The sequence below is a fragment of the Banduia mediterranea genome, from assembly GCF_031846245.1.
GTDB classification, from domain to species: Bacteria; Pseudomonadota; Gammaproteobacteria; order Nevskiales; family Nevskiaceae; genus Banduia; species Banduia mediterranea.
Genome location: NZ_JAVRIC010000015.1, coordinates 71,695 through 93,345, shown reverse-complemented (window position 1 = coordinate 93,345; position 21,651 = coordinate 71,695). Strand labels below are relative to the sequence as shown.

At 63.8% G+C, this 21,651-nt stretch carries 21 protein-coding genes; 17 read left to right on the top strand and 4 right to left on the bottom strand.

Annotation, left to right across the window (positions count from 1 at the left end; all coding sequences use genetic code 11):
- Positions 1–96: 96 nt before the first annotated feature.
- From RM530_RS11435 to RM530_RS11415, 5 genes are all read left to right on the top strand, one after another.
- Complete coding sequence (locus RM530_RS11435) at positions 97–378, top strand: hypothetical protein (protein WP_311365360.1); 282 nt, start codon at positions 97–99, stop codon at positions 376–378.
- Entirely contained in the window at positions 365–691 is a 327-nt protein-coding gene (locus RM530_RS11430) for a hypothetical protein (RefSeq protein ID WP_311365359.1), read from the top strand. The genes RM530_RS11435 and RM530_RS11430 overlap by 14 nt, the downstream gene beginning before the upstream one ends.
- 216 nt (positions 692–907) lie before the next feature.
- Positions 908–1,975 (top strand): efflux RND transporter periplasmic adaptor subunit, encoded by a 1,068-nt coding sequence (locus RM530_RS11425; RefSeq protein ID WP_311365358.1) that lies wholly within the window; start codon positions 908–910, stop codon positions 1,973–1,975.
- Between the two features lie 9 nt (positions 1,976–1,984).
- Entirely contained in the window at positions 1,985–5,110 is a 3,126-nt protein-coding gene (locus RM530_RS11420; RefSeq protein WP_311365357.1) for an efflux RND transporter permease subunit, read from the top strand.
- Positions 5,111–5,186: 76 nt separating this feature from the next.
- The gene (locus RM530_RS11415; RefSeq protein WP_311365356.1) at positions 5,187–6,638 is read left to right on the top strand and encodes a trypsin-like serine peptidase; all 1,452 of its coding nucleotides are present in this window, start codon (positions 5,187–5,189) and stop codon (positions 6,636–6,638) included.
- Here RM530_RS11415 and pspF read toward each other — a convergent pair.
- Entirely contained in the window at positions 6,630–7,697 is a 1,068-nt protein-coding gene (gene pspF, locus RM530_RS11410; RefSeq protein WP_311365355.1) for a phage shock protein operon transcriptional activator, read from the bottom strand. The genes RM530_RS11415 and pspF overlap by 9 nt on opposite strands.
- Positions 7,698–7,909: 212 nt before the next feature.
- Here pspF and RM530_RS11405 point away from each other — a divergent pair, with 212 nt between their 5' ends.
- The 10 genes from RM530_RS11405 (at position 7,910) to RM530_RS11360 (ending at position 14,748) form a co-directional block, all read left to right on the top strand.
- Entirely contained in the window at positions 7,910–8,179 is a 270-nt protein-coding gene (locus RM530_RS11405; RefSeq protein WP_311365354.1) for a hypothetical protein, read from the top strand.
- A gap of 36 nt (positions 8,180–8,215) precedes the next feature.
- A complete protein-coding gene (gene pspA / locus RM530_RS11400) occupies positions 8,216–8,899 on the top strand; it encodes a phage shock protein PspA (RefSeq protein WP_311365353.1) in 684 nt (227 codons plus the stop codon).
- Between the two features lie 48 nt (positions 8,900–8,947).
- Positions 8,948–9,172, top strand: a complete 225-nt coding sequence (gene pspB, locus RM530_RS11395) for an envelope stress response membrane protein PspB (protein WP_311365352.1) — start codon at positions 8,948–8,950, stop codon at positions 9,170–9,172.
- Positions 9,162–9,560 (top strand): PspC domain-containing protein, encoded by a 399-nt coding sequence (locus RM530_RS11390; RefSeq protein ID WP_311365351.1) that lies wholly within the window; start codon positions 9,162–9,164, stop codon positions 9,558–9,560. Before pspB ends, RM530_RS11390 begins: the two co-directional genes overlap by 11 nt.
- 47 nt (positions 9,561–9,607) lie before the next feature.
- Positions 9,608–10,216 carry a TetR/AcrR family transcriptional regulator gene (locus RM530_RS11385; protein ID WP_311365350.1) on the top strand — a complete coding sequence of 203 codons (609 nt, stop codon included), beginning with the start codon at positions 9,608–9,610 and terminating at the stop codon, positions 10,214–10,216.
- Positions 10,217–10,311: 95 nt separating this feature from the next.
- Positions 10,312–11,649 (top strand): DUF1329 domain-containing protein, encoded by a 1,338-nt coding sequence (locus tag RM530_RS11380; RefSeq protein ID WP_311365349.1) that lies wholly within the window; start codon positions 10,312–10,314, stop codon positions 11,647–11,649.
- A 97-nt stretch (positions 11,650–11,746) separates the two neighbouring features.
- On the top strand, positions 11,747–12,334 hold the full coding sequence (locus tag RM530_RS11375) for a glycine zipper 2TM domain-containing protein (RefSeq protein ID WP_311365348.1): 588 nt from the start codon (positions 11,747–11,749) through the stop codon (positions 12,332–12,334).
- 24 nt (positions 12,335–12,358) lie between these two features.
- A complete protein-coding gene (locus RM530_RS11370; RefSeq protein WP_311365347.1) occupies positions 12,359–12,679 on the top strand; it encodes a PepSY domain-containing protein in 321 nt (106 codons plus the stop codon).
- A gap of 42 nt (positions 12,680–12,721) precedes the next feature.
- Positions 12,722–13,411, top strand: coding sequence for a response regulator transcription factor (locus RM530_RS11365; RefSeq protein WP_311365346.1), 690 nt, complete (start codon positions 12,722–12,724; stop codon positions 13,409–13,411).
- A gap of 11 nt (positions 13,412–13,422) precedes the next feature.
- Entirely contained in the window at positions 13,423–14,748 is a 1,326-nt protein-coding gene (locus RM530_RS11360; RefSeq protein ID WP_311365345.1) for an ATP-binding protein, read from the top strand.
- Here the strand turns inward: RM530_RS11360 and RM530_RS11355 are convergent.
- The gene (locus RM530_RS11355) at positions 14,737–15,108 is read right to left on the bottom strand and encodes a MerR family transcriptional regulator (RefSeq protein ID WP_311365344.1); all 372 of its coding nucleotides are present in this window, start codon (positions 15,106–15,108) and stop codon (positions 14,737–14,739) included. The genes RM530_RS11360 and RM530_RS11355 overlap by 12 nt on opposite strands.
- Before the next feature lie 241 nt (positions 15,109–15,349).
- Between RM530_RS11355 and RM530_RS11350 the strand changes: the two genes are divergently transcribed.
- Positions 15,350–17,998: a TonB-dependent receptor gene (locus RM530_RS11350; RefSeq protein WP_311365343.1), complete on the top strand. Its 2,649-nt coding sequence runs from the start codon at positions 15,350–15,352 to the stop codon at positions 17,996–17,998.
- A 59-nt stretch (positions 17,999–18,057) separates the two neighbouring features.
- Positions 18,058–20,055 carry a M1 family metallopeptidase gene (locus RM530_RS11345; protein WP_311365342.1) on the top strand — a complete coding sequence of 666 codons (1,998 nt, stop codon included), beginning with the start codon at positions 18,058–18,060 and terminating at the stop codon, positions 20,053–20,055.
- 43 nt (positions 20,056–20,098) lie between these two features.
- Here RM530_RS11345 and RM530_RS11340 read toward each other — a convergent pair whose 3' ends face one another.
- Both RM530_RS11340 and RM530_RS11335 read right to left on the bottom strand, forming a co-directional pair.
- A complete protein-coding gene (locus RM530_RS11340) occupies positions 20,099–20,302 on the bottom strand; it encodes a hypothetical protein (protein ID WP_311365341.1) in 204 nt (67 codons plus the stop codon).
- A gap of 133 nt (positions 20,303–20,435) precedes the next feature.
- Positions 20,436–21,647 (bottom strand): ISAzo13 family transposase, encoded by a 1,212-nt coding sequence (locus tag RM530_RS11335; protein WP_432276092.1) that lies wholly within the window; start codon positions 21,645–21,647, stop codon positions 20,436–20,438.
- Positions 21,648–21,651 lie beyond the last annotated feature (4 nt).

The following is a 21,651-nucleotide window of genomic DNA, read 5'->3' as shown; positions in this document are numbered from 1 at the left end:
GGATTTTCACCATCCCCTAGTGACAACCTGCCGGAATTGTGATATTCGTGCTGTAGTGCGTTAGTGCTATAGTGCATTCCACTTATGGAGGCGACGATGCCAGCTCTCACAACCCAGCCCACTGTAAAAATTGTCGGAGCCAACGGCACGATTTCCCTAGGCAAACAGTACGCCGGGCGGCAAGTGCTACTCGAAGAACAGAGCCCCGGTGTCTGGTTGGTACGCACTGCGACGGTCGTTCCTGACAACGAGCGCTGGCTGCACTACCCGCAAGCCGCTGAGAGCCTGCGTGAGGCGCTGGCTTGGGCGCAGTCTCATCCAGCCAGTGACGCCGGCGGCGAAACGCTGCTCAAGCACCTGCGCGATGACAGCCGCTGACCGCGACGCCACGGTTCGCTTGGATTTGAACAATCCCGTGTTCCAACGCGACCTTTTCGGATTGCAGAAAGCGGAGCGCCACGCGGCACTGGACATGCTGGGTAAGTTGCGCCAGCTCACATGGAACCAAATTTATCGAGACAAGGGGCTGCGTTGGGAGAAGATTACCAGCGTTGCGCCGCCCGTAGGCATCACCGCGCTCTACAGCCTACGCATTACCCAGGCGCGGCGGGCGGTCGCATATCGCGACGGCGATTTCATCCGTTTTCTGTCAATCCCGCCGGATCACGACGCCACCTACGGCAAGAAGTAATCTCGACAGTCATCGTTTCACTTCCAGCGAGAGCTCGCTTGCCTCAGTTTCCCGATCTCGCACGTCGGCGGCTTCAGCCGGAAGGAGTAGTCCGAGCCGAACCGGTACAATCGAACGCATCGGCTCGACGACTCCCCGTGGCTCGCTAAAATGGCCGTTCAGCGACCGCCTTGCCTCACCATCTATCTCACCTCCCCGAAGGATCTGGACCGGATAATGTCCACGCGTCTCGTCCTGGCATTTCTTGCCGTCTTGCTGTGTGCCTGCGAGCAGACCTCAGACGGCGCTATCGATCGCGTCCAGGCGCCACGGGCCACCGCCCCCGTGGTGGCGACAACCGTCGAGGAGCGCGAGTTCGCCCAACCGATCGAAGCCATCGGCACCGCGCGCTCGCTGGAATCGGTGCTGGTGACCTCGCGCGTTTCAGGGAGGGTGCGGCGGATCTTTTTTGATCAGGGCTCGCCCGTCAAAGCGGAGGATCCGCTGGTGCAGCTTGAGGACGATGAGGAACGGGCCGCGCTGCAATCGGCCCAGTCCAGCACCGACCAGGCCGAGACGCGCCTCAAGCGGCTGCGGGAGCTCAGCGGTCGCGGGCTCGTCTCCAAGGACGATTTCGACACCCAGACAGAAGTCGTCAAATCTTCACGCGCTGAACTGGAGTTGGCGCGCGTGCTGCTGGCGCAACGCACCATCCGCGCGCCGTTTTCGGGCGTGCTGGGGTTCCGACAGGTCAGTCCCGGCACACTGGTGCAACCGGGTACGGCGATCGTGAGCCTGGATGCCACGCAAACCCTGCGCGCAGAATTCCAGGTACCCGAGACCCTGCTGTCGGTGTTGGAGCGCGGCAACGCGGTCACGGTCGAAAGTGCCGCCTATCGCGGAGTAAGCTTTGCCGGTGAAATCGAGACCATCGGCACGCGCGTCGACGAAGTCACGCGCGCGGTGACCGTGCAAGCGCTGATCGCCAACCCGGACGGCAAACTCAAGCCCGGCATGCTGCTCACCGTCACCACCCAGGCGGCGCCACGCACCACCCGCTTCGTTGCCGAGGCCGCGCTGGTTCCCGAGAACGCCGACCAGTACGTGTGGCGGATCGACGACGACAACAGGGTCGAGCGCCTGCGCATCGAGATCGGTACGCGGACGCGCGGCTTCGTGGAAGTGTTGTCCGGCCTCGAGGTCGGCGATCGTGTGGTGGTCGAGGGCCAGACCAATCTGCGCCCCGGACGCGAAGTCCGCGAAATCGAGAGGTCCGGCGCGGACCGCTCGGCGCGCACCGACTGAGGGCCGGCGATGCTGCTTTCGGACATCTCGGTCAAGCGCCCGGTCTTCGCGACCGTCATCAATGCCCTGCTGGTGGTCTTCGGCCTGTTCGCGATCAACAGCATCACGATCCGGGAATATCCGGACATCGACCCGCCGATCGTCTCGGTGGATACCAACTACCCCGGCGCCGCCGCGGCCATCGTCGAAACCCGCATCACCCAGCTGATCGAGGACCGCATTGCCGGCGTCGAGGGCATCCGCACGATCGAATCCTCGAGCCGTGACGGGCGCTCCAGCATCAAGATCGAATTCAATCTGTCGCGCGACATCGATGCCGCCGCCAACGACGTGCGCGACCGCGTCTCGCGCGTACTCGACAACCTGCCGGACGAAGCCGATCCACCCGAGGTCGAGAAAGCCGATGCCGATGCCAGCCCGATCATCTGGATGGTGCTGTCCAGCGACCGGCTGTCGCCGCTGGAAATGTCCGACTACGCCGATCGCTACCTGATCGACCGGCTCGGATCGATCGACGGCGTTTCGCAAATCCGGATTGGCGGCGAACGCCGTCGCTCGATGCGCGTCTGGCTGGACCGCAAGGCCATGGCCGCGCGCAACCTCACCGCCAACGATATCGAGGACGCGCTGCGCGCACAGAATCTGGAGCTGCCGGCCGGACGCCTGGAATCCAGCGACCGTGAGTTCAGCCTGCGCACCGCACGGCCGTTCACGACACCGCGGGAATTCGCAGCCCTGGTGATCCGTCGTGGCGATGACGGTTACCCGATTCGCCTGGGCGATGTCGCCGATGTCGAGATCGGCGCCGAGGATCAGCGCAGCGAATTCCGCGCCAACGGCGTTCCGGCGATCGGCCTGGGCGTCATCAAGCAATCCAAGGCCAACACCCTGAGCGTCGCACGCGCGGTCAAGGCAGAAATGGCAACCGTGGCGGCCGATCTTCCGGACGGCATGCGCCTGGCCCTGAACACCGACTATTCGCTGTTCATCGAGGCCTCGCTCAATGCCGTGATCCACACCCTGGTGGAAGCCGGCCTGATCGTGATCGCCGTAATCTTCCTGTTCCTCGGCAACCTGCGCGCCACGCTGATCCCGGCCGTTACCGTTCCGATCTCGCTGATCGCCTCGTTCATCCTGCTGACGGCGCTGGGCTTCTCGCTCAACATCCTGACGATGCTGGCGCTGGTGCTGGCGATTGGCCTGGTGGTGGATGACGCGATCGTGGTCGTCGAGAACATCCACCGCCGCATCGAACTGGGCGAGCCGCCCTTGCTCGCCGCCTATCGCGGCACACGCGAAGTCGGCTTCGCGGTCGTCGCAACCACGCTGGTGCTGATCGCGGTATTCACCCCGCTGGCGTTCCTGCAAGGCAATGTCGGTCGCCTGTTCCGCGAATTCTCGCTGGCACTGGCCGGCGCGGTGGCATGCTCCAGCATCGTCGCGTTGACGCTGGCACCAGTCATGGCTGCCGCCCTGTTGCGGCCGCATCAACACCCCGACCGTTTCACCAGCGCCTTCCTGCGCCTGCTCGACCGCATCGGACTGCACTACCACCGCCACCTGGGTTGGCTGCTCGACCGGGCCTGGCTCGGCGTCGGCGTGATGGCCGTGCTGCTCGGCGGCATCGTCGTACTGTTTCGGCTGATCCCCGCGGAAGTCACGCCGCAGGAAGACCGCGGCCAATTCTTCGTTCGCGCCACGGCGCCCGAAGGCGCGACCTATGACTACACCTCGCGCTACATGGCAGAGATCGAATCCATGCTGTTGCCCAAGCTCGGCAAAGGTGAAGTCGACCGCATGATCGTGCGCGTGCCGGGCTTCGGCTCGTCGTCAGTCGTCAACACCGGCATGGTGCTCGCGTCCACGACCGACTGGGAAGATCGGGAGCGCTCCACCGGCGAGATCGCCGGCGAGATCAACCAGGCCCTGCGCGCCCTGCCGGGCGTGCGCGCCAACGCCGTGCAGCGCGGCAGCTTCGGACAGCGTATCGGCCAGCCGGTGAATTTCGTGCTTGGCGGCGGCACCTACGAAGAACTTGCGCAGTGGCGCGACAAGCTGATGGAACGCATCCGGCAGGAAAATCCGCGGATCACCGATCTGGATTCCGACTACAAGGCGACCAAGCCGCAGATTCAGATCGACATCGATCTCAAGCGCGCCGCCGACCTCGGCGTTCCGGTCGAAGCCATCGGCCGTACCCTGGAAACCATGTTCGGCAGTCGCCGCGTCACCACCTTCATCGAGCAGGGCGAGGAATACGACGTGTTGCTGCAAGCCGGCATCCGCGACCGCTCCAGCCCATCGGACCTGCAGAACATCTATGTGCGCTCCACGCGCAGCGGTTCGCTGATTCCCCTGTCCAACCTGATCACCACCCGCGAGGTCGCCAGCGCGCCGGAATACAATCGCGTCGACCGGCTGCGCGCCATCACCATCGAAGGCGGACTGGAGCCCGGCTACACGCTCAGCGAGGCGCTCGACTACATCGAGCGAATCGTCGGCGAGGATCTGCCGTCTTCGGCGCGTCTGTCGTTCACCGGCGAATCACGCGAACTACGGGATTCCAGCAGCGCCTTGTATCTGTCGTTTGCACTGGCGCTGGTGGTGGTGTTCCTGGTGCTGGCCGCGCAATTCGAATCCTGGATTCATCCGCTGGTGATCATGATGGCGGTGCCGCTGGCGGTGTTCGGCGCCCTCGCCGCTCTTGCCGCGTCCGGCTACACACTCAACATCTACAGCGAGATCGGCATCATCATGCTGATCGGGCTCGCCGCCAAGAACGGCATTCTGATTGTGGAATTCGCCAACCAGCGCCGCGACCAGGGCCTGGAATTCCGCGCCGCCCTGATCGACGCCGCAGGTACCCGGCTGCGGCCGATCCTGATGACCTCGGTGGCCACCTGCGCCGGCGTGGTGCCATTGATGCTGGCCACCAATGCCGGTGCCGAGGCGCGCGAGAATCTGGGCATGGTGGTGTTCTGGGGCGTGCTGTTCTCCACCGCGCTGACGCTGGCTGTGGTCCCTGCGTTTTACGCTCTGCTGGCGCGCCGCACCGGCTCGCCGGGCGAACGTGCAAGTCGTCTGGCCCAGCAGCAGGCCGCGGTGCCGGCGCGACAGGCTGATCCCCAGGAATGAGGTCCTGAGACAAGACCCTCTGCGGTTCACCTCGGGCTGCTAGAATCGTCGCACCAACATTTTCGAAAGAGAGCGCGTGCGTAATCTGTCCCTGGTTTCGCTGCTGCTGCTGGCAACCTGCCCGCTGGCCACGGCGGCGAGCTTGACCCCGGCCAGCCGGCTGCAGATGACTCGCCTTGCGAGTCCCGACGTGGCCGCGGCCCTGCGTCGCGAACAGGCCGTGCCCGCCGGTACGCCGCGACCAACCCTGTGGGCTCTACCCGTGAGCGGCCCCTTGCCGACACTGGCCGATGGCGAATGGGAGACGGTGGACGGAACCGCGGTATGGCGACTGCCGCTGGAAGCCGCTGGAGCGCAATCGATCGGCATCGCGTTTTCGGACCTCAGCTTGCCGGACGGCGCCCAACTCAGCGTCAGCTCGCTGGACGCAACCCAGACGCACGGCCCGTATACACAAGCCGACGTTCGCAATGGAAAGCTGCAGCTCCCGATCATCGAGGGCGAGCAGCTGCTGCTGACGGCCGAAGTGCCGGCGGCACGGCGCGGGTCGCTGAGCCTGGCGATCGCGCGCCTCGACTATGGCTTCCGCAGCTTCGACGAGGCCGAGGTCGCTTACAAGTCCGGCGGCTGCAACGAAGACGTTGCCTGCTCGGCCGGCGACACGGTGCGCGACCAGATCAGGGCCGTTGCACGCTACACCGTGGCCCAGCCCGCGGGAACCTTCTTCTGCAGCGGCACCCTGCTCAACAATACGGCCCAGGACGGACGCCCCTATTTTCTCACCGCCGACCACTGCTTCCGCAGCAGCAACGGCGCCTTCGTCGGCGATCCGGCCAGCATCGTCCTGTACTGGAACTACCAGGCCTCAAGCTGCGGCGGACCACGCGACGGCAATATCTCGCAAAGCCAGTTCGGCACCACACTGCGGGCCAACAGCCTCAACTCCGACTTCGTGCTGCTGGAACTCAACCAGAAGCCGCCCAGCGCCTACAAGGTCTACTACGCGGGCTGGGACCGCAGCAACGCCGCGCCGACGAGCGCGATCGGCATCCACCATCCTCAGGGAGATGAAAAAGCGATCAGTGTTGAATACGACGCGACCACCATCACCGATTACGGCTCGGACACTACAGACACCAGCGCCAACTACATCCGCATCGGCAATTGGGACATCGGCGTGACCGAAGGCGGCTCCTCAGGATCTGCCCTGTTCAACCCGGAGCACCGCCTGGTCGGCACGCTCACCGGCGGCGAAGCGCAGTGCAACATCCTCGGCACCAACGACAACGACCAACCCGACTGGTACGGCCGCTTCTACGCGCACTGGAACGGATCAGCCGCTGCGGCGGGCAGCGTTCGCAGCTGGCTCGATCCAAGCGGCAACGGCACCACCCGCCTCAGCGGCATCGACGCCGCCGACATTGGCAAGGAAGCCTCCGACGACGGCGATGGCGGCAGTCTGCCGGCCCTGCTGCTCCTGTTCGGCGGCGCCGCGGTGCTGCGGCGCAGGTATCGGCGCTCAGTCTGATTCGAGCAACTTGTACTTGCGCAGCAAGCCCCGAAATTGGTGATAGCTCAGGGCCAGCCGTTCGGCGGCGCGGCGCTGGTTGAACCGCGCTTCCTCCATCGCGGCCTTGATCAGACCGGTCTCGAAGATTTCGACCTCGGCCTTGAAGTCCAAGGGAAATTTCGGTGTCGGCGCAGCGCCAGCGCTGTCCGTACGCGGCCCTGCATCTGAAACCCGGGCGGTGACGGCATCCGGCCTGAGCGGCGTCTGCTCAGGCGGCGGTGGCGGCGGTGGCGGCCGAAACGGCGAAGCAAAGGGATCAATCTCGATGCGCTCGATCGGCCGCTTCGGGCTGTCGCTGCGATAGACCGTGCGTTCCACCACGTTGCGCAATTCACGTACGTTGCCCGGCCACTCGTAGTCGAGCAGTTGCTGCTGCGCCTTGGGCGCATAGCCGGCGAAGTACTCGAAGCCCAGCTCCCGCGCCATGTTCTCGCCGAAACGTTGCGCCAGCAGCATGATGTCATCCTGCCGCTGGCGCAGCGGCGGCAGCGTGACCACGTCGAATGAAAGCCGGTCCAGCAAATCCTCGCGGAAGCGGCCGGTGCGCGCGAGCGCCGGAAGATCGACGTTTGCCGCCCCGATCAGCCGCACATCGGTCTTCAGGGTTTCGCTGGAACCCACCCGTTCGTATTCGCCGTACTCGATGACACGCAGCAACTTTTCCTGAAGCCGCATCGACATCGAGGACAGTTCGTCGATGAAGATCGACCCGCCGCTGGCCATTTCGAACCGGCCGGTACGTGGCCGTGTCGCGCCGGTATAGGCACCCGCTACGTGGCCGAACAGTTCGGATTCCAGCAACTCCTCGTTGAGCGCCGCGCAGTTGAACTTGATGAACGGTCGCTGCCAGCGTTCCGACAGGAAATGCAGACGGTTGGCGATCAGTTCCTTGCCGGTTCCCCGCTCACCGATGATCAGCACGGGCTTGGACAACGGCGCCACGCGGGACACGCGTTCCAGCACCGCAAGAAAGGCATCGGCCTGACCGAGAATCGGATCCGGATCGTCTCTGAGCAAGGCAGTTCGCCATAATTATCAAGGATCGGCGATTTCTACCACACATTGGGAATAACTCGCCATTCATCGACGCCACACGGCTGCTTTCAAGGCCTGCGGTTTTATAATAATGTCAACTAATACAACAAGTTGAAACTAATTATCGAGTTTGGCACGCCCTTGGCAATAAAGATGGCACAAAGGCAAGAACGCAACACCCAAGGAGAAACACGATGTCGATCAAGCGCACTTCCCTGATGACCGCCGCCACCGTACTGGCCCTGTCCTCGTTTGCGGCCCATGCCGCCGACGCGAGTCTTTCGGGCCGTGCCGCCACCGGTATTGGACAGTACATCGCCGCGCAGGGCAATGCCGCACTCGCCGAGCTTCGCCAGCGTTTCGTGGCGGAACTCAGCGATCGGATTCAGCTTTTCGTTCCCGAGCCTCCGGCGGAACTGGAGCCCGCCGTGCCCGCCGAGCCGGGTACGGATCAAATCAACTGACCGCCGCACCGTTCGCATTTCAATCGAGGTAAGACCATGGGCATTTTTTCAAGAATCTCCGACATCATGAACTCCAACGTCCACGCCATGCTCGACAAGGCAGAAGACCCGGAGAAGATGGTCCGGCTGATCATTCAGGAGATGGAGGACACGCTGGTGGAAGTGCGCTCCACGTCGGTTCGCAGCATCGCGCGCAAGAAGGAAATCCAGCGCAACGTCAACACGCTTCGCGCCGAAGCCGCAGACTGGGAAAAGAAGGCCGAACTGGCCATCTCCAAGGACCGCGAGGATCTCGCCCGGGCTGCCCTGCTGGCCCGGACACGCGCCGAGGAACGCGCCGCGGACCTGGAGAAGGAGCTTGGCCACGTGGCCGAAGAGCTGAGCAAGCTCGAGGATGACACCGGCAAGCTCAAGGCGAAGCTGGCGGATGCGAAGAGTCGCCAGAAAGCGATTATCATGCGCCAGACGTCTGCCGCCTCACGTCTCAAGGTCAAGCAGCAGGTCAGTGACCGGCGCATGACCGACGCCATGCTCAAGTTCGAACAGTACGAGAGCCGCATCGACACCATCGAAGCGCAGGTCGAGTCGTACGATGTCGGTAACGCCAAGACCTTGCAGCAGGAGTTCGCCGAGTTGGAAACCAGCGAAAAGGTCGATGCGGAACTGGCTGCGCTCAAGGCCAAGCTGGGCACCAAGACCGCGAACGAATCAAAAGACTAATCGCCCGTCACGGGTGTTTTGGAGAGGGGTGTGGAAGATCTAACAGGCTTGATCGCGGTTCTCAGCGCTTTCGCGACGCCGGTGCTGATCGTCTGGATCGTCCTGCACTACCGGTCGAAGCGTCGGCAGGAGGACTCTGCCGACCGCAGCAGCCGGCTGGGGAGTCAGGTCGAGTTCGAACAAATGGCTGAAAAGATGGAACGGCGCGTCCAGGCTCTGGAAACGATTCTGGATGCAGAAGTCCCGGACTGGAGAAAACGAGATGATCGATAGAGAGTTCTGGTCCCGCCTGCGGCGTATCCCCGCCAGCGGCATGGTCGCCGGGGTCTGCGCGGGGTTCGCGGACTATTTCGATTGGAACGTCCGCCTGATTCGTGTACTGGTCGTACTCGCAACGATCTTCATCTTCGGGCCGATCGCCTTCGTCGGCTACGCAGTGCTCTGGTATGTGATGGAGCGCGGTGAACATGGTGACGCGGCGCGCTCGAACGAGCGATCGACACGGTCGAACAGCCCCATCGGCAACGGCTTTGCGACCAAGGCGCGTGGCGACGCGCGCGAGCGCTTCCGGCGCCTCGAACAGCGCCTGGTGGCGCTGGAGGAATGCGTGACCTCGGAAGAGTTCGAGCTGCGTCGCGAGTTCCGCAAGCTCGAAGCCTGAGCCGCAAGCCTGAGTTGAAGACGAGCGCCTTCGGGCGCTTGTCTTGTTTGGAGGGGACGGCAAGCCGCAAGTCCAGACCGAATCGCCAGCCCTGCCGCTTCGGCTACGAAGGCGTTTCGATCGGCGACATCGTCAAGCACGCCAAGCTCAGCAAGGGCGCGCGGTATTGGCACTACAGTGGCAAGGAGCCGCTGTTTCTGGAGTGTCTGCAACGCCTGCACGCGATCTTCAATCAGCACATCTTCGATCCGATGGACGCGCAGAGCGACGCCGTCCCGCGCATTCTCCAATTGTTCGAGGGCCTGCGGCGGTTCCTGGACGACCCGCGTGTGCAGCGCGGCATCGCCGGCTTCTGGCTGATTCCGTCCCGCCCGGAGGCCGCGCGCTTCATCGACGCGCAGACCGTCTTCGAGACCAGGGCGCGTGACATCATCGAACAGACACTGAGACTCGGCGCGCAGCAGGGTCAATTCGACCTGGGCTCCGATGTCGAGGACATGTCGCGCGCGATCATCGCCTTGGTCGAGGCCGTGGTTCTGCCGATGCGTCACCAGTCGCCGGATGAGGTGCAGCGCATACTGGCCGTGCTGGCGCGCACACTGTTCCGCGCCTACGCCGGCAACGAGGATCTGATCGGGCTGACCCACTCGCTTTGAGCCCAAAGCGAAAGCAATATCCGAGGTTCAGGTCGGCGACACGCAAACAGCGGCACAGTGCCGTGCGGCAGCGGCGGCCGCCACGAGGAGCGCCCATGACAACGAATCTCCACCGACTCGCCTGCTGTGCCCTGCTGGTTTGCGGGACAGCCTCAGCCAAGGTCGATGCCGAACGGGCCGCCGCCCTCGGCAAAAGCCTGACGCCGGTCGGCGCACTACGCGCCGGCAACGCGCAAGGCAGGATTCCGGCCTGGGACGGCGGCCTGAAACAGTCCCACATGGCGCGTGGCGACAACCCCTACGCGGACGAAAGGCCGCTCTACACCATCACCGCGTCCAATCTGGATCAGTACTCGGATTTGCTTTCGGAAGGCCACAAGGCCCTGTTCCGAACCTTCCCCAAGACGTACAAGATGAAGGTCTACCCGAGTCACCGCAGCGCCTCGTATCCCGACTGGCTGTATCAGGCAACAATCGGCAACGCGACCAAGGTCGAACTCACCGACAACGGCTACGGCTTCTGCTGCACCGCGCGCGGTTTCCCGTTTCCGATTCCGGAGAACGGCACCGAGGTGATGTGGAACCACATCATGCGTTACAACACTCGCGGCTATCGCGGCTACCTCAACAACGCCATTGTGCAGCCCAATGGCGGCCATGTGGTCGAACGTGACTACCTGGAACTCACCTATGTCTACAACAACCCCGACACGAAGCTCGAGGAACTGGACAACCGCAATCTGTATGCGATGACCAAAACCGTCGCGCCGGCGACCAAGGCCGGCGAAGCCGCATTGCTGCACGTGCCGATCGACCGCATAAGAAACCAGACCGGCCTGTGGATCTACAACAACGGAGTCGGCCGCGTGCGCCGAGTCGGTGAAGTGGGTTATGACAATCCCCTGTTCGAAGGGCTGGTCACGCACGATCAGATCGACATGTTCAACGGACCGCTTGACCGCTACACCATCAGGCTCATCGGAAAGCGCGAAATGCTGGTTCCCTACAACAGTTACGCGCTCTACAGTAACGGCATCGATTACGACGACCTGATCCAGCCCGGCCATCTCAATCAGGACATTGCCCGCTACGAGCTGCACCGCGTCTGGGTTATCGAGGCTCAGGTCCGCAACGGCGTCCGCCACCGCTACAAGACGCGCAGCTTCTATCTCGACGAGGATTCCTGGCTGGTACTGATGGAGGACATCTATGATGAACGCGATCAGTTCTGGCGAACCTCGGAAGCTCACGCCGTCACCTTCGCGAACGTGCCTGTGGTGATCAACGGTCTGCAGATCCACTACGACCTGCAGTCGCGGCGCTACGTCATCATGAACATGACCAACGAAGAGCGTGACATGATCGAATATGACTGGAACCAGAGACCGGGGTATTTCACACCGCGCAGCCTGACGCGGTTTGCCAAACCTTGAACCGTGCGTGGGCCACTGGGTTCAGTAGTGATTCAGCGCGGCCGACCTAGATTCCGCTACGCTCGCATACGAGTGTCCGAATGCGCATGAGGGAGCAATGAACACACTGATCGGTGCCGCGATCGCGGCAGCCTTGCTGGTGTCGCCGCTGGCTTTTGCCGGCCACTACAATCACGACCGTGGTGACTATCCCGCCTACGGGCAGTCCGTCTATGGTCAGGAGCGCTACGGCCACAGCGAATTCGCGGAAGTTGTGGAGTCGCGTCCGGTGTATCGCGAGATCCGCGTGCCGGTGTCACACGAGCAGTGCTACGACGAACGGGTGCCAACACGTAGCAGCGCTCGTATTGGCGAGACCGGCGGCACCCTGATTGGCGGCATACTTGGCTACGTGGCCGGCAACCAGATCGGCAAGGGCACCGGGCGCGATGTTGCCCGTGTTGCGGGTGCCGTGACCGGTGCCGCCATCGGCAGCAGTTACGGCAACCGAAGCGCCTCCGGCTACGGTGACGAATACACCTACCAGACCCGCTGTAGAACCGTGCGCGACTACCGCTACGAAACCGCGCTCGACGGCTATGACGTGAGCTACCGCTACAACGGCCGTATCTTTCAGACCCGCTGGCCGCACGACCCGGGCGCACGCATTCCGGTTGATGTGAACGTGCGCCCGGTCCGCTACTGATACGGACCGATATTCGGACCGTTCATGATCGAGCGCTACACGATCGTCGCCGCATTGCTGATTTCGGCTCTCGCGCCTGCGGCCGTGGCACAGGGACCGCGTATCGGCGACATCGCGCCCTCGCTCAGCGGCGTCGAATCCATTTCGAAACCAGGACTCGACGCCGCTGCACTGACCCGCGAACCGGGCCCGACTGCGCCGCCGCGCGCACCGCGCGAGGCGGCGCAGGATGCACAGAAGCAATATGGAGGCCGCGTGCTTTCGGTGCGGCTGATCAAGGACAAGTACCGGGTGAAGCTGCTCAAGGACGGAGAAGTCCGGATTGTCCAGCTACCGGCGCGCTGAATTGCGCCGACAGATTTTCATAATGACCAGAACCAAGAGACCATGCGAGTACTAATCGTTGAAGACGAACCGGACCTGCGCCGTCAGATAGCCCGTTATTTCCAGGAAGACGGATTTACCGTCGAGGTCGCCGCAGACGGCGAACAGGGCTGCTATCTGGCCGTGGAGTACCCGCTCGACCTCGCCGTCATTGACCTCGGCCTGCCGCGCACGCCGGGCATCGAGATCATTCGCGAAGCCCGCAAGGTCGGTCGCGACTACCCGATCCTGATCCTGACGGCACGCGACAACTGGCAGACCAAGGTCGAAGGCCTGGAAGCCGGCGCCGACGACTACCTGGTGAAGCCCTTCCACAAGGAAGAGCTGATGGCACGCTCGCGCGCCTTGTTGCGGCGTAGCGGCGGTTGGGCACATTCAGTGCTCGAATCCGGGCCCTTCGCCCTGGACACCAAGGCCAAGCAATTGACGTCGGATGGCGACAAGATCGAGCTGACGGCCTATGAATATCGCGTGCTCGAATACCTGTTGCTGCATGCGGGCGACGTCATCTCCAAGACCGTACTGTCCGAACACCTCTACAGCGATGACGAGGAACGCGACAGCAACGTGATCGAGGTTTTCATTCGACGCCTGCGTACCAAGCTCGATCCGGAAGATCAGTTGCATCCGATCGAGACCTTGCGTGGACAGGGCTATCGTTGGGTGTTGCCGCGCGCGAATGCTGAAGCCTAAGCAGCTGTCGCATGCAATCCCTGCGAACGCGACTGCTGCTCGCCGGGGCGATCGTACTCACAGGCTTCATCCTGATCTGTGGCGCGAGTCTCGAACAGGCGTTTCGCGGCGCCGCGATTGAGGCGCAGCAGGAAAAATTGCGCGGCATGGTGTTCGCGCTGCTTGGCCAGGCCGAGCTGGGAGCCCGTGACAATCTGACGATTGCAGACTTCGACCTGCCGGATGCGCGGCTTTCTCAGCCGCAATCCGGCATGTACGCATGGATACTCGACTCGGACGGCAGCATCAGCTGGCAGTCGCCGAGCGCCTTGTATGAACCACCGCCGAGTCTGTCACCCGACATCAGCTCGTTCCGCTTTCAGCGGGACGATGAGGACGGCAGCTTCATCGGCGCCTACGGCCTCAAGTGGATCGGACTGGATGCGGAGGCGCGCACATTCACGCTGATCGTGCATGAAAATTCGCTGGGCTACGATCGTCAGCTTTCACAATTCAGGGCCACTCTGTGGTTGTGGATGGGCGTGGCGGCGATCGGACTGCTGGTGGTTCTGGTGCTGGTGCTGGACTGGGTCATCACGCCGACACGGCGTCTAGTGACCGAATTGAACAACATCGAGCAAGGTCGGCAGGAAACGATCGACAGCGCCTATCCGCGCGAAATCCAGCCCTTGACCGATGCCCTTAACTTGATGCTGCGCAACGAACGCGGCCGCCTCACGCGCTATCGCAACGCCATGGGCGATCTCGCCCACAGCCTCAAGACTCCGCTGGCGGTACTGCACGGCCTGCTCGAGGAAACCGAGGATCCGCTGCTGCGGTCGCGCCTGCGAGAGCAGATCGACCGCATTCAGCAAATCAGCGAGTACCAGCTCAGTCGCGCCGCCGCCACCGGTCGACGTACGCTGTCGGAACCCATTCCCCTGCGCCCGATCATCGACAAGACCATCAACGCACTCGCCAAGGTCTATCGCCACAAGGGCATCAGATTTGAGGTACAGGCGCCACACACGCTGCGCCTGCGCGCGGATGATGTGGACCTCTACGAACTGATCGGCAACATCATGGACAACTCGTCCAAATGGTGCGTGCACCAGGTGCTCGTTCAGGCCCTGGTGCAAGGCCGCGAAATCGAACTGCGCTTCGAGGATGACGGTCCTGGCTTTCCCAAGTCACCGGAGTCTCTGCTGGCCCGGGGTGCGCGGGCCGACGAGCGTGTATCGGGGCAGGGCCTGGGCCTCAGCGCCGCCGCGGAAATCGTCAGCGCCTACGAAGGCGAGCTACGCCTGGATCGCAGCTCCCTGGGCGGCGCCGCCGTGATACTGAAATTACCGGTCTGAATGCCTGCCACGGCGCTGCGGTCTAGCATCGGTCGCCGTCGTCGTCTCAGGTGGATGCTGCATCTTTTCCAGAATGGTACCGAGCCGGTCACCCAGATGACTGCTGGCCGCGATTTCCATGGCGCGTGCGGCTTCGGCGTGCCCGGCCATTTCCACCAGCGGCCGAAGCCGCCAGATCAAATCCCCAAGCTGCGACATATCCTCCGCCGGCAGCATCTCATCGCCATAGCGCTCAACAATATGGCGCTCGACCAGCAGCACCATTTCCCCGGCTGCGCGTTCGACATTGGCACGCAACAACACCACCACTTCCAGCAGCTCATCCATGGGAATGCCGGCCTTGGCCAGATGATGAAACATATTGAGTGCATCGCTCAGCAGCTGTGACCGACGTTAAAGGCGCCAGGGGTGGCGCTTGGCGGAGGAGCCGCATGTTGACCGGGCTGGTTTCGTGCTCTTTTGGAGCCGCGAATGGAGTCGCGAAGCTTTGCTGTGTCCGCAACCCCGTGTTGTTTCACGCTAACGGCACGCATATTGCTGCTTGGGCTACGAAACGCGAAACGCGAAACGGTTTGTTCGTCACAGTCACTAGGGGAGCCCGATGCAGCCAGAACCGAAAAACCGACCGTCTCGTCCCTACGCAGTGCTTGTGGGCCGGGCCGGCGCCGCCATCCTGTGTGCATCATTGTGCGGAATCGCCTACGGCCAGGACGGCGGCGGCAACGAAAGCGCCGACAGTGACAGTACCGCGCTGCAAGACACTCTCGTCACCGGCTCGCGCATCCGCCAGATCGATGTTGAAGGCCAGTCCCCGGTGATCTCCATCGACCGCCAGCAGATCGACAATTCCGGCTACGGCTCGCTGACCGAACTGCTGCGCCTGCTGCCCGAGGCCGGCGCCGGCACGTTCTGGGCCCAGGGCAACGACCAGGACGACACCTCGCCCGGCGGCGCCGGCATTTCCCTGCGCGGCCTCGGTGCCGACGCCACCCTGGTGCTGCTCAACGGCCGGCGCGTGGCGATCAGCCCCTACGCCAAGGGCATCACCACATCCTTCGTCGACCTCAACACGATTCCGCTGGCCGCGATCGAGCGCATCGAAGTGCTCAAGGACGGCGCCTCGGCGTTGTATGGCTCCGATGCCATCGCCGGCGTGGTCAACATCATCCTGCGCGACGACTTCCAGGGGGCGGAACTGTCCGCCTCCTACGGCGATACCACGGCCAGCGAGGACGCGCACGAAACCCGCGCCAGCATGGTCTGGGGCGGCAGCCCGGGCGGCACCTCCAAGAGCCACGCCACGGTGGTGCTCGACTACTACCAGCGCACGCCGCTGATGTATGCCGACCGCAGCATTTCCAGTACGCTGGACCATACCTCGCAGGGCGGCACCAACCAGCTCAGCTCGATCGGCGCGCCCGGCACCTACCAGCTGCAGGACGGCAGTTACGTGGCCGACCCGGCCTGCCCTGACGACCTGTTGCTCAGCGGCTTTTGCAAGTACGACTACATCCAGTGGCAGGCCGCACTCGGCGAAGCGGAGCGCGGCGGCGGCCTGGTGATGTACCAGTACGATTTCAACGAGCGGCTCACCGCCTTCACCGAACTGCAGGCACAGCGCAATACCAGCCAGGTGGTGGGCGCGCCGAGCCCGAGCTTCCTCAACGTGACCGTACCGGCCTCGCACCCCGACAATCCCTACGGGCAGGATGTGGGTCTGGTTTATCGCTTCCTCGAATCCGGGCCACGCACCTTCGACGTGGACACCACCAACCTGCGCGTGCTGCAGGGCCTGCGCGGCCGTTTCGACCGATGGGACTGGGAACTCGGCGCCCAGTACGCGCGCAGCGATTCGGAACAGGTGGGCGTCGCCGGCATGGTCAATTCCGAACTGGCGCAGGCGGCCGTCAGCAGCGGCGCCTTCAATCCCTTCGGCGTGCCGGACAACGATCCCGATGTCGTCAATACCTTCACCGTGCGCACCATCCGTTCCGGCGAATCCACCAGCAAGTCCGTGGACGGCAGCATTTCCGGCACGGTCGGCCAGCTGCCGTACGGCCCGATCGGGGTCGCCGCCGGCGTCGAGGCGCGCTGGGAGGCGATCGACGACACCCCGGACCAGCAGTTCCAGCGCGGCCTGATCATCGGCACCGAGGCCACCGAGGCCCACGGCGAACGCGACGTGCAGTCCGGCTATCTGGAACTGCAGATCCCGGTGTGGATGCGCACCGACCTGCAGCTCGCCGTGCGCTACGACGACTACAGCGATTTCGGTTCCACCGTGAACCCGAAGGCGGCACTGCGTTACCAGCCGCTGGACAATCTCACGCTGCGCGCATCCTGGGGCACAGCCTTCCGCGCGCCTTCGCTGTCGCAAATCGGCCTCGGCGCTACCGCCGAGTCCCCGATCCTGGTGGACGAGCGGCGCTGCGCGCTGGCCGGCCCGGATACCGGGGACTATTGCGACCCGTCCGAGCTGCCGGTGCAGTTCACCGGCAACGAAGACCTGGATGCCGAGGAAGCCGAATCCTGGGGCGCCGGCGTGGTCTGGCAGGTCAGCGACCCGCTGGCCGTCACCGTGGATTACTGGCGCATCGAAATCGACGATCGCATCACCACCGACACGCGCCAGTTGCTGCTGCAGGAAGCGGCGGACCCCGACAGCCTGCCGGCCGGCACGGTGGAACGCGCCGCCCCCACGCCCGAGGAACTCGACCTCGGCCTACCCGGCCGCATCACCGAAATCCACGACACCTTGCGCAACGCCGCCAAACAGAAAACCGACGGTATCGACGCCAACGTGACCTATATCAAGCGCAGCGGCTACGGCAACTGGCGCGGCACGCTCGCCTACACCTATTTGCTGAGCTTCGACGAACAGTTGCGCAAGGGCGGAGAAACGCGCGACCTGCAAGGCGGTTACGAGCATCCCGAAAACCGCTTCACCGCCTCGCTGGACTGGAGCCTCAACCAATGGGGCAGCACCCTCACCGCCAACTACATCGACAGCTTCCGCGATGACGAGGACGCCGGCGACGTCGCCGCCGCGAATACCGTCGACTCCTGGCTGACCTTCGATTTGCAGGTTCGCTACACCACGCCGTGGTCGGATACGATCCGGCTTTCGGCGGTCAACCTGCTCGACGAGGAACCGCCGTTCTCCGCCGCGACCTTTCAGGGCTTCGTGCCGACGATGCACGATCTGCGCGGACGCTTCGTCACGATTTCGTATTCGAAGCGATTCTTCTGAACCGCAGGCTCGGCGGCGGGTGCCCCGCGCCCGCCGCCGAGCCTCATTTCAAGGACACCATGAACAAGACGTCGTGCCTGCACACGTTGAGAATCGGCCTGGTGGCCAGCCTAGGCCTGGGTGGCTGCGCCACCGTGGCGACACCCGGCAGCAATCCGGCCGCCACCGGGATCTACGATCCGCGCGAAACCTTCGCCCCCCTGAGCCTGCCGCAGGCAGCCAACCGATACCGCTCCGGCAACGGCGCTCCGGGCCCCGACTACTGGCAGAACCGCGTGGACTACTCGATCCACGCCGACCTGGACACCGAAAGCCAGCAACTCGGCGCCCGCGAAGTCATCCACTACACCAACAACAGTCCGGACGCGCTGGCCAGCCTGTGGCTGCAGCTGGACCAGAACATCTACCGCAAGGACGCGCGTTCGATCCACGCCAGCGGCTGGCCGCGCACGAAGTTCACCGAGGGCTACCGGTTCGCCAAGGTGGAGGTGGAAGTCGGCGGGCAGCGTTACCCGGCCGACTACCTGATCGACGACACGCGCATGCAGGTCCGGCTGCGCCAGCCCCTGCCGCCCGGCGGCGCCGATCTCAAGCTGCACATCGACTACGACTACGACATTCCCGGCGACTTTGGCGGCCGTACCGCGATCGGCGACAGCGAGCACGGCCCGATCTACGACATCGCGCAGTGGTATCCGCGCATGGCGGTCTACGACGACCAGCGCGGCTGGGACACGCTGCCCTATCTCGCCTCCGAGTTCTATCTGGAATACGGCGATTTCGACTACTGGATCACCGTCCCGGCGGCGATGCTGGTGGCCGGTTCGGGCGAACTGGTCAACCCCCAGGACGTGCTCACCGCGCAGCAGCGGCAACGCCTGAAGCAGGCGCGCAGCAGCGATCGCACGGTAATGATTCGCTCACCGGAAGAAGTCGGCGACCCCGCCTCGCGACCGCAGAGCGAAAAGCCGCTGACCTGGCACTATCACATGCAGGACACGCGGGACACGGCCTTCGCCGCCTCCGCCGCCTTCGTCTGGGACGCCGCGCGCATCCAGTTGCCTGGCGGCAGGACCTCGCTGGCGATGTCCTACTACCCGGCCGAACGCGCCGGCGACGACGCCTGGGGCCGTTCCACCGAATTTCTCAAACACGCCGTCGAGCAGTTCTCGCAACGCTGGTTTCCCTATCCCTACCCGGCGGCGATCAACGTCGGTGGCCCGGTCGGCGGCATGGAGTATCCCGGCATCCTGTTCGACAGCATGAAGGACGGCGGCGGCAAGCTGTTCTGGATCACCGTGCACGAAATCGGCCACACCTGGTTCCCGATGATCGTCGGCTTCGACGAGCGTCGCAGCGCGTGGATGGACGAAGGCTTCAACACCTTCATCGACGTCTACGAATCCGACGATTTCAACGACGGCGAGTTCGGCCCCAAGCGCGACTCCGAATACACCCCCGGCGGCGGCAGCCCGGTGGAGGAGATCATCCCCATCATGAGCGACCCGGAGGCGCCGATCCCGCTGATCCGCGCCGACGCCATCGCCGAGAAATACCGTCATTCGATCAGCTACTACAAGTCCGCGCTGGGCCTGATCCTGCTGCGCGAGCAAATCCTCGGCCCCGAACGCTTCGACTGGGCCTTCCGCAAGTTCATCGCCGACTGGGCGTTCAAGCACCCCTCGCCTTCGGACTTCTTCCGCGCCATGGACAGCGCCGGCGGCGAGGACCTGAGCTGGTTCTGGCGCGGGTGGTATCTCAACAACTGGACACTGGACCTGGCCACCACCGGCGTCCACGCGGTCGACGGCGACGATGCCAAGGGCTACACCGTCACCATCGCCAACCTCGACCGCCTGGTGATGCCGGCGACCGTGCAAATCGACTTCGCCGACGGCACGCAGCAACGCGAACGCCTGCCGGCGGAAGCCTGGCTGCAGAAGACCGAGGTCGGCATTCACGTCGACCGCCCGGTGGCCCGCGTCAGCGTCGACCCGGACCACCTCATCCCGGACCGCAACCGCGACAACAACGTCTACGAGGCGCCGACACCCTGAAGTTCCCAGAGGGTTTTGCCGAGTTGCTTCTGATCGTCTTCGGTCATGTCGCGGGGGCGTCCTTGGTGGTGGCCCGTGCGCTCAGCTCCTGAGCGGAAATGCGCATCAATCGTCCGTTTTGCATCACAACGAGGCTGGTTCCGGTCTGGATCGCCGTCCTTCGGGCGAGTTCGGCTGCGCGCCGCAGGGCGTGCAGGGACGCGCGCAGATCGGGATCCTTCGCGGTGGAAATGTCTTGTTTATTCACGGGTTTTCTCCCCATTGCAGCAGGGTCGGTTCTTCACCGACATTGTCGTAGACGGCCCAGGCATCGACTTCCGGTTTATAAGCCTGTTCGAGGCTCCTTAGGATTCGTTAATAAATAAAGGTAACAACTAGAATCAACGAGCCTTGGCGCCCGGCTTGATGACGTAGTTCCACTCGCCATGAAACTTGTCGCGTTCCAGGTTAACGCGTTGCATCTCTTCATCGCTGACGTTGCGGCCGGTGGGATATTTTCGCCGATCCAGCCGGCACGTGACTTTCAGTCCCTTCGCTGTCGCCGTGCCGGCGATGAGCTTGACGATGGTCTCGTAATCGCGCAGCGGTTCGCCGCGCCAGTTGGAGGAAATGAACGAGAACAGCCGGTGCTCGATCTTGTTCCACTTGCGGGTGCCGGGAGGAAAGTGGCGGACCGCTACCGTCAGGCCGGCCTGGTCCGCGAATCTCTGCAACTCCAGCTTCCAGAGCCGAAGCCTCCACCCGTTGCTGCCGCCGCCGTCGGCCGTGATCAGGATCTTTTGGGCGTCGGGATACAGACGCCGCCCCTCTGCTCGCCACCAGCCGCGAATCGAGGCAACGGCGAAGGCCCCGGTGTCATGGTCGGTCCCCACGTTCACGAAGCCCGCGTTGCGGCCGATGTCGTAGATGCCGTAGGGAAACGCGCGGGGAACGTCCGGCCCCGGAAAGTCGTGCCCTTGAACGTGGAGCGGCTCCCCACTGGCACGCCATTGCTGCCCAGCGTTGCGGTAGTTGCCGATCAGTTCCTTCTTCTTGGTATCCACCGAAATGACCGGCAGGCGCTGCCGGAGGTAGCGCTTGACCGTGAGATTGAGGTGGCGGAACTGCGCATCCCGGTCCGGGTGATCCGCCCCCTCTTCGGTCTTGCGGTTGCTCTGCAGGCTGTAGTCCAGGTCATGGAGAATCTGCGCCACCTTCACGTGGCTGGCCGGATGATCCTGCTCCGCCAGTTCCCGGGCGATCGCGCGCGTGCTCTTGCAGATCCAGCGCAGCGCCGATTCCGGGTCGCCGCGCGTCTGCTCGTCGATCAGCCTCTCCAGCGTCTGCACCAGCTCCGGATCGGACTGCGTGATGGATTTGCGACCAGCGCCGGGTCGGCGGACTCGTCCGACCAGCGGCTCGCCTTCTTCAAGCTCGTGCATCCCCTTGTGGATCGCCTTGCGCGAAAGGCCGCTGGCGCGCGACACGATCGAAACGCCACCGTAGCCCAGGCTCACCGCCTCGCTCGCTGCCATGATCCGCCGCGTGCGCTCATCCAGATGCGGCCATGCCGCACCAAACTTTCGCCTCAACGTCTCCGACGGCATGCCCATGAGC

Bases quoted from the DNA above. Each gene is read 5' to 3' on its own strand.
- RM530_RS11435 (WP_311365360.1), top strand. From the start codon at position 97: ATGCCAGCTCTCACAACCCAGCCCACTGTAAAAATTGTCGGAGCCAAC.
- RM530_RS11430 (WP_311365359.1), top strand. From the start codon at position 365: ATGACAGCCGCTGACCGCGACGCCACGGTTCGCTTGGATTTGAACAAT.
- RM530_RS11425 (WP_311365358.1), top strand. From the start codon at position 908: ATGTCCACGCGTCTCGTCCTGGCATTTCTTGCCGTCTTGCTGTGTGCC.
- RM530_RS11420 (WP_311365357.1), top strand. From the start codon at position 1,985: ATGCTGCTTTCGGACATCTCGGTCAAGCGCCCGGTCTTCGCGACCGTC.
- RM530_RS11405 (WP_311365354.1), top strand. From the start codon at position 7,910: ATGTCGATCAAGCGCACTTCCCTGATGACCGCCGCCACCGTACTGGCC.
- pspA (WP_311365353.1), top strand. From the start codon at position 8,216: ATGGGCATTTTTTCAAGAATCTCCGACATCATGAACTCCAACGTCCAC.
- RM530_RS11390 (WP_311365351.1), top strand. From the start codon at position 9,162: ATGATCGATAGAGAGTTCTGGTCCCGCCTGCGGCGTATCCCCGCCAGC.
- RM530_RS11380 (WP_311365349.1), top strand. From the start codon at position 10,312: ATGACAACGAATCTCCACCGACTCGCCTGCTGTGCCCTGCTGGTTTGC.
- RM530_RS11375 (WP_311365348.1), top strand. From the start codon at position 11,747: ATGAACACACTGATCGGTGCCGCGATCGCGGCAGCCTTGCTGGTGTCG.
- RM530_RS11370 (WP_311365347.1), top strand. From the start codon at position 12,359: ATGATCGAGCGCTACACGATCGTCGCCGCATTGCTGATTTCGGCTCTC.
- RM530_RS11365 (WP_311365346.1), top strand. From the start codon at position 12,722: ATGCGAGTACTAATCGTTGAAGACGAACCGGACCTGCGCCGTCAGATA.
- RM530_RS11360 (WP_311365345.1), top strand. From the start codon at position 13,423: ATGCAATCCCTGCGAACGCGACTGCTGCTCGCCGGGGCGATCGTACTC.
- RM530_RS11355 (WP_311365344.1), bottom strand. From the start codon at position 15,108: ATGTTTCATCATCTGGCCAAGGCCGGCATTCCCATGGATGAGCTGCTG.
- RM530_RS11350 (WP_311365343.1), top strand. From the start codon at position 15,350: ATGCAGCCAGAACCGAAAAACCGACCGTCTCGTCCCTACGCAGTGCTT.
- RM530_RS11345 (WP_311365342.1), top strand. From the start codon at position 18,058: ATGAACAAGACGTCGTGCCTGCACACGTTGAGAATCGGCCTGGTGGCC.
- RM530_RS11335 (WP_432276092.1), bottom strand. From the start codon at position 21,647: ATGGGCATGCCGTCGGAGACGTTGAGGCGAAAGTTTGGTGCGGCATGG.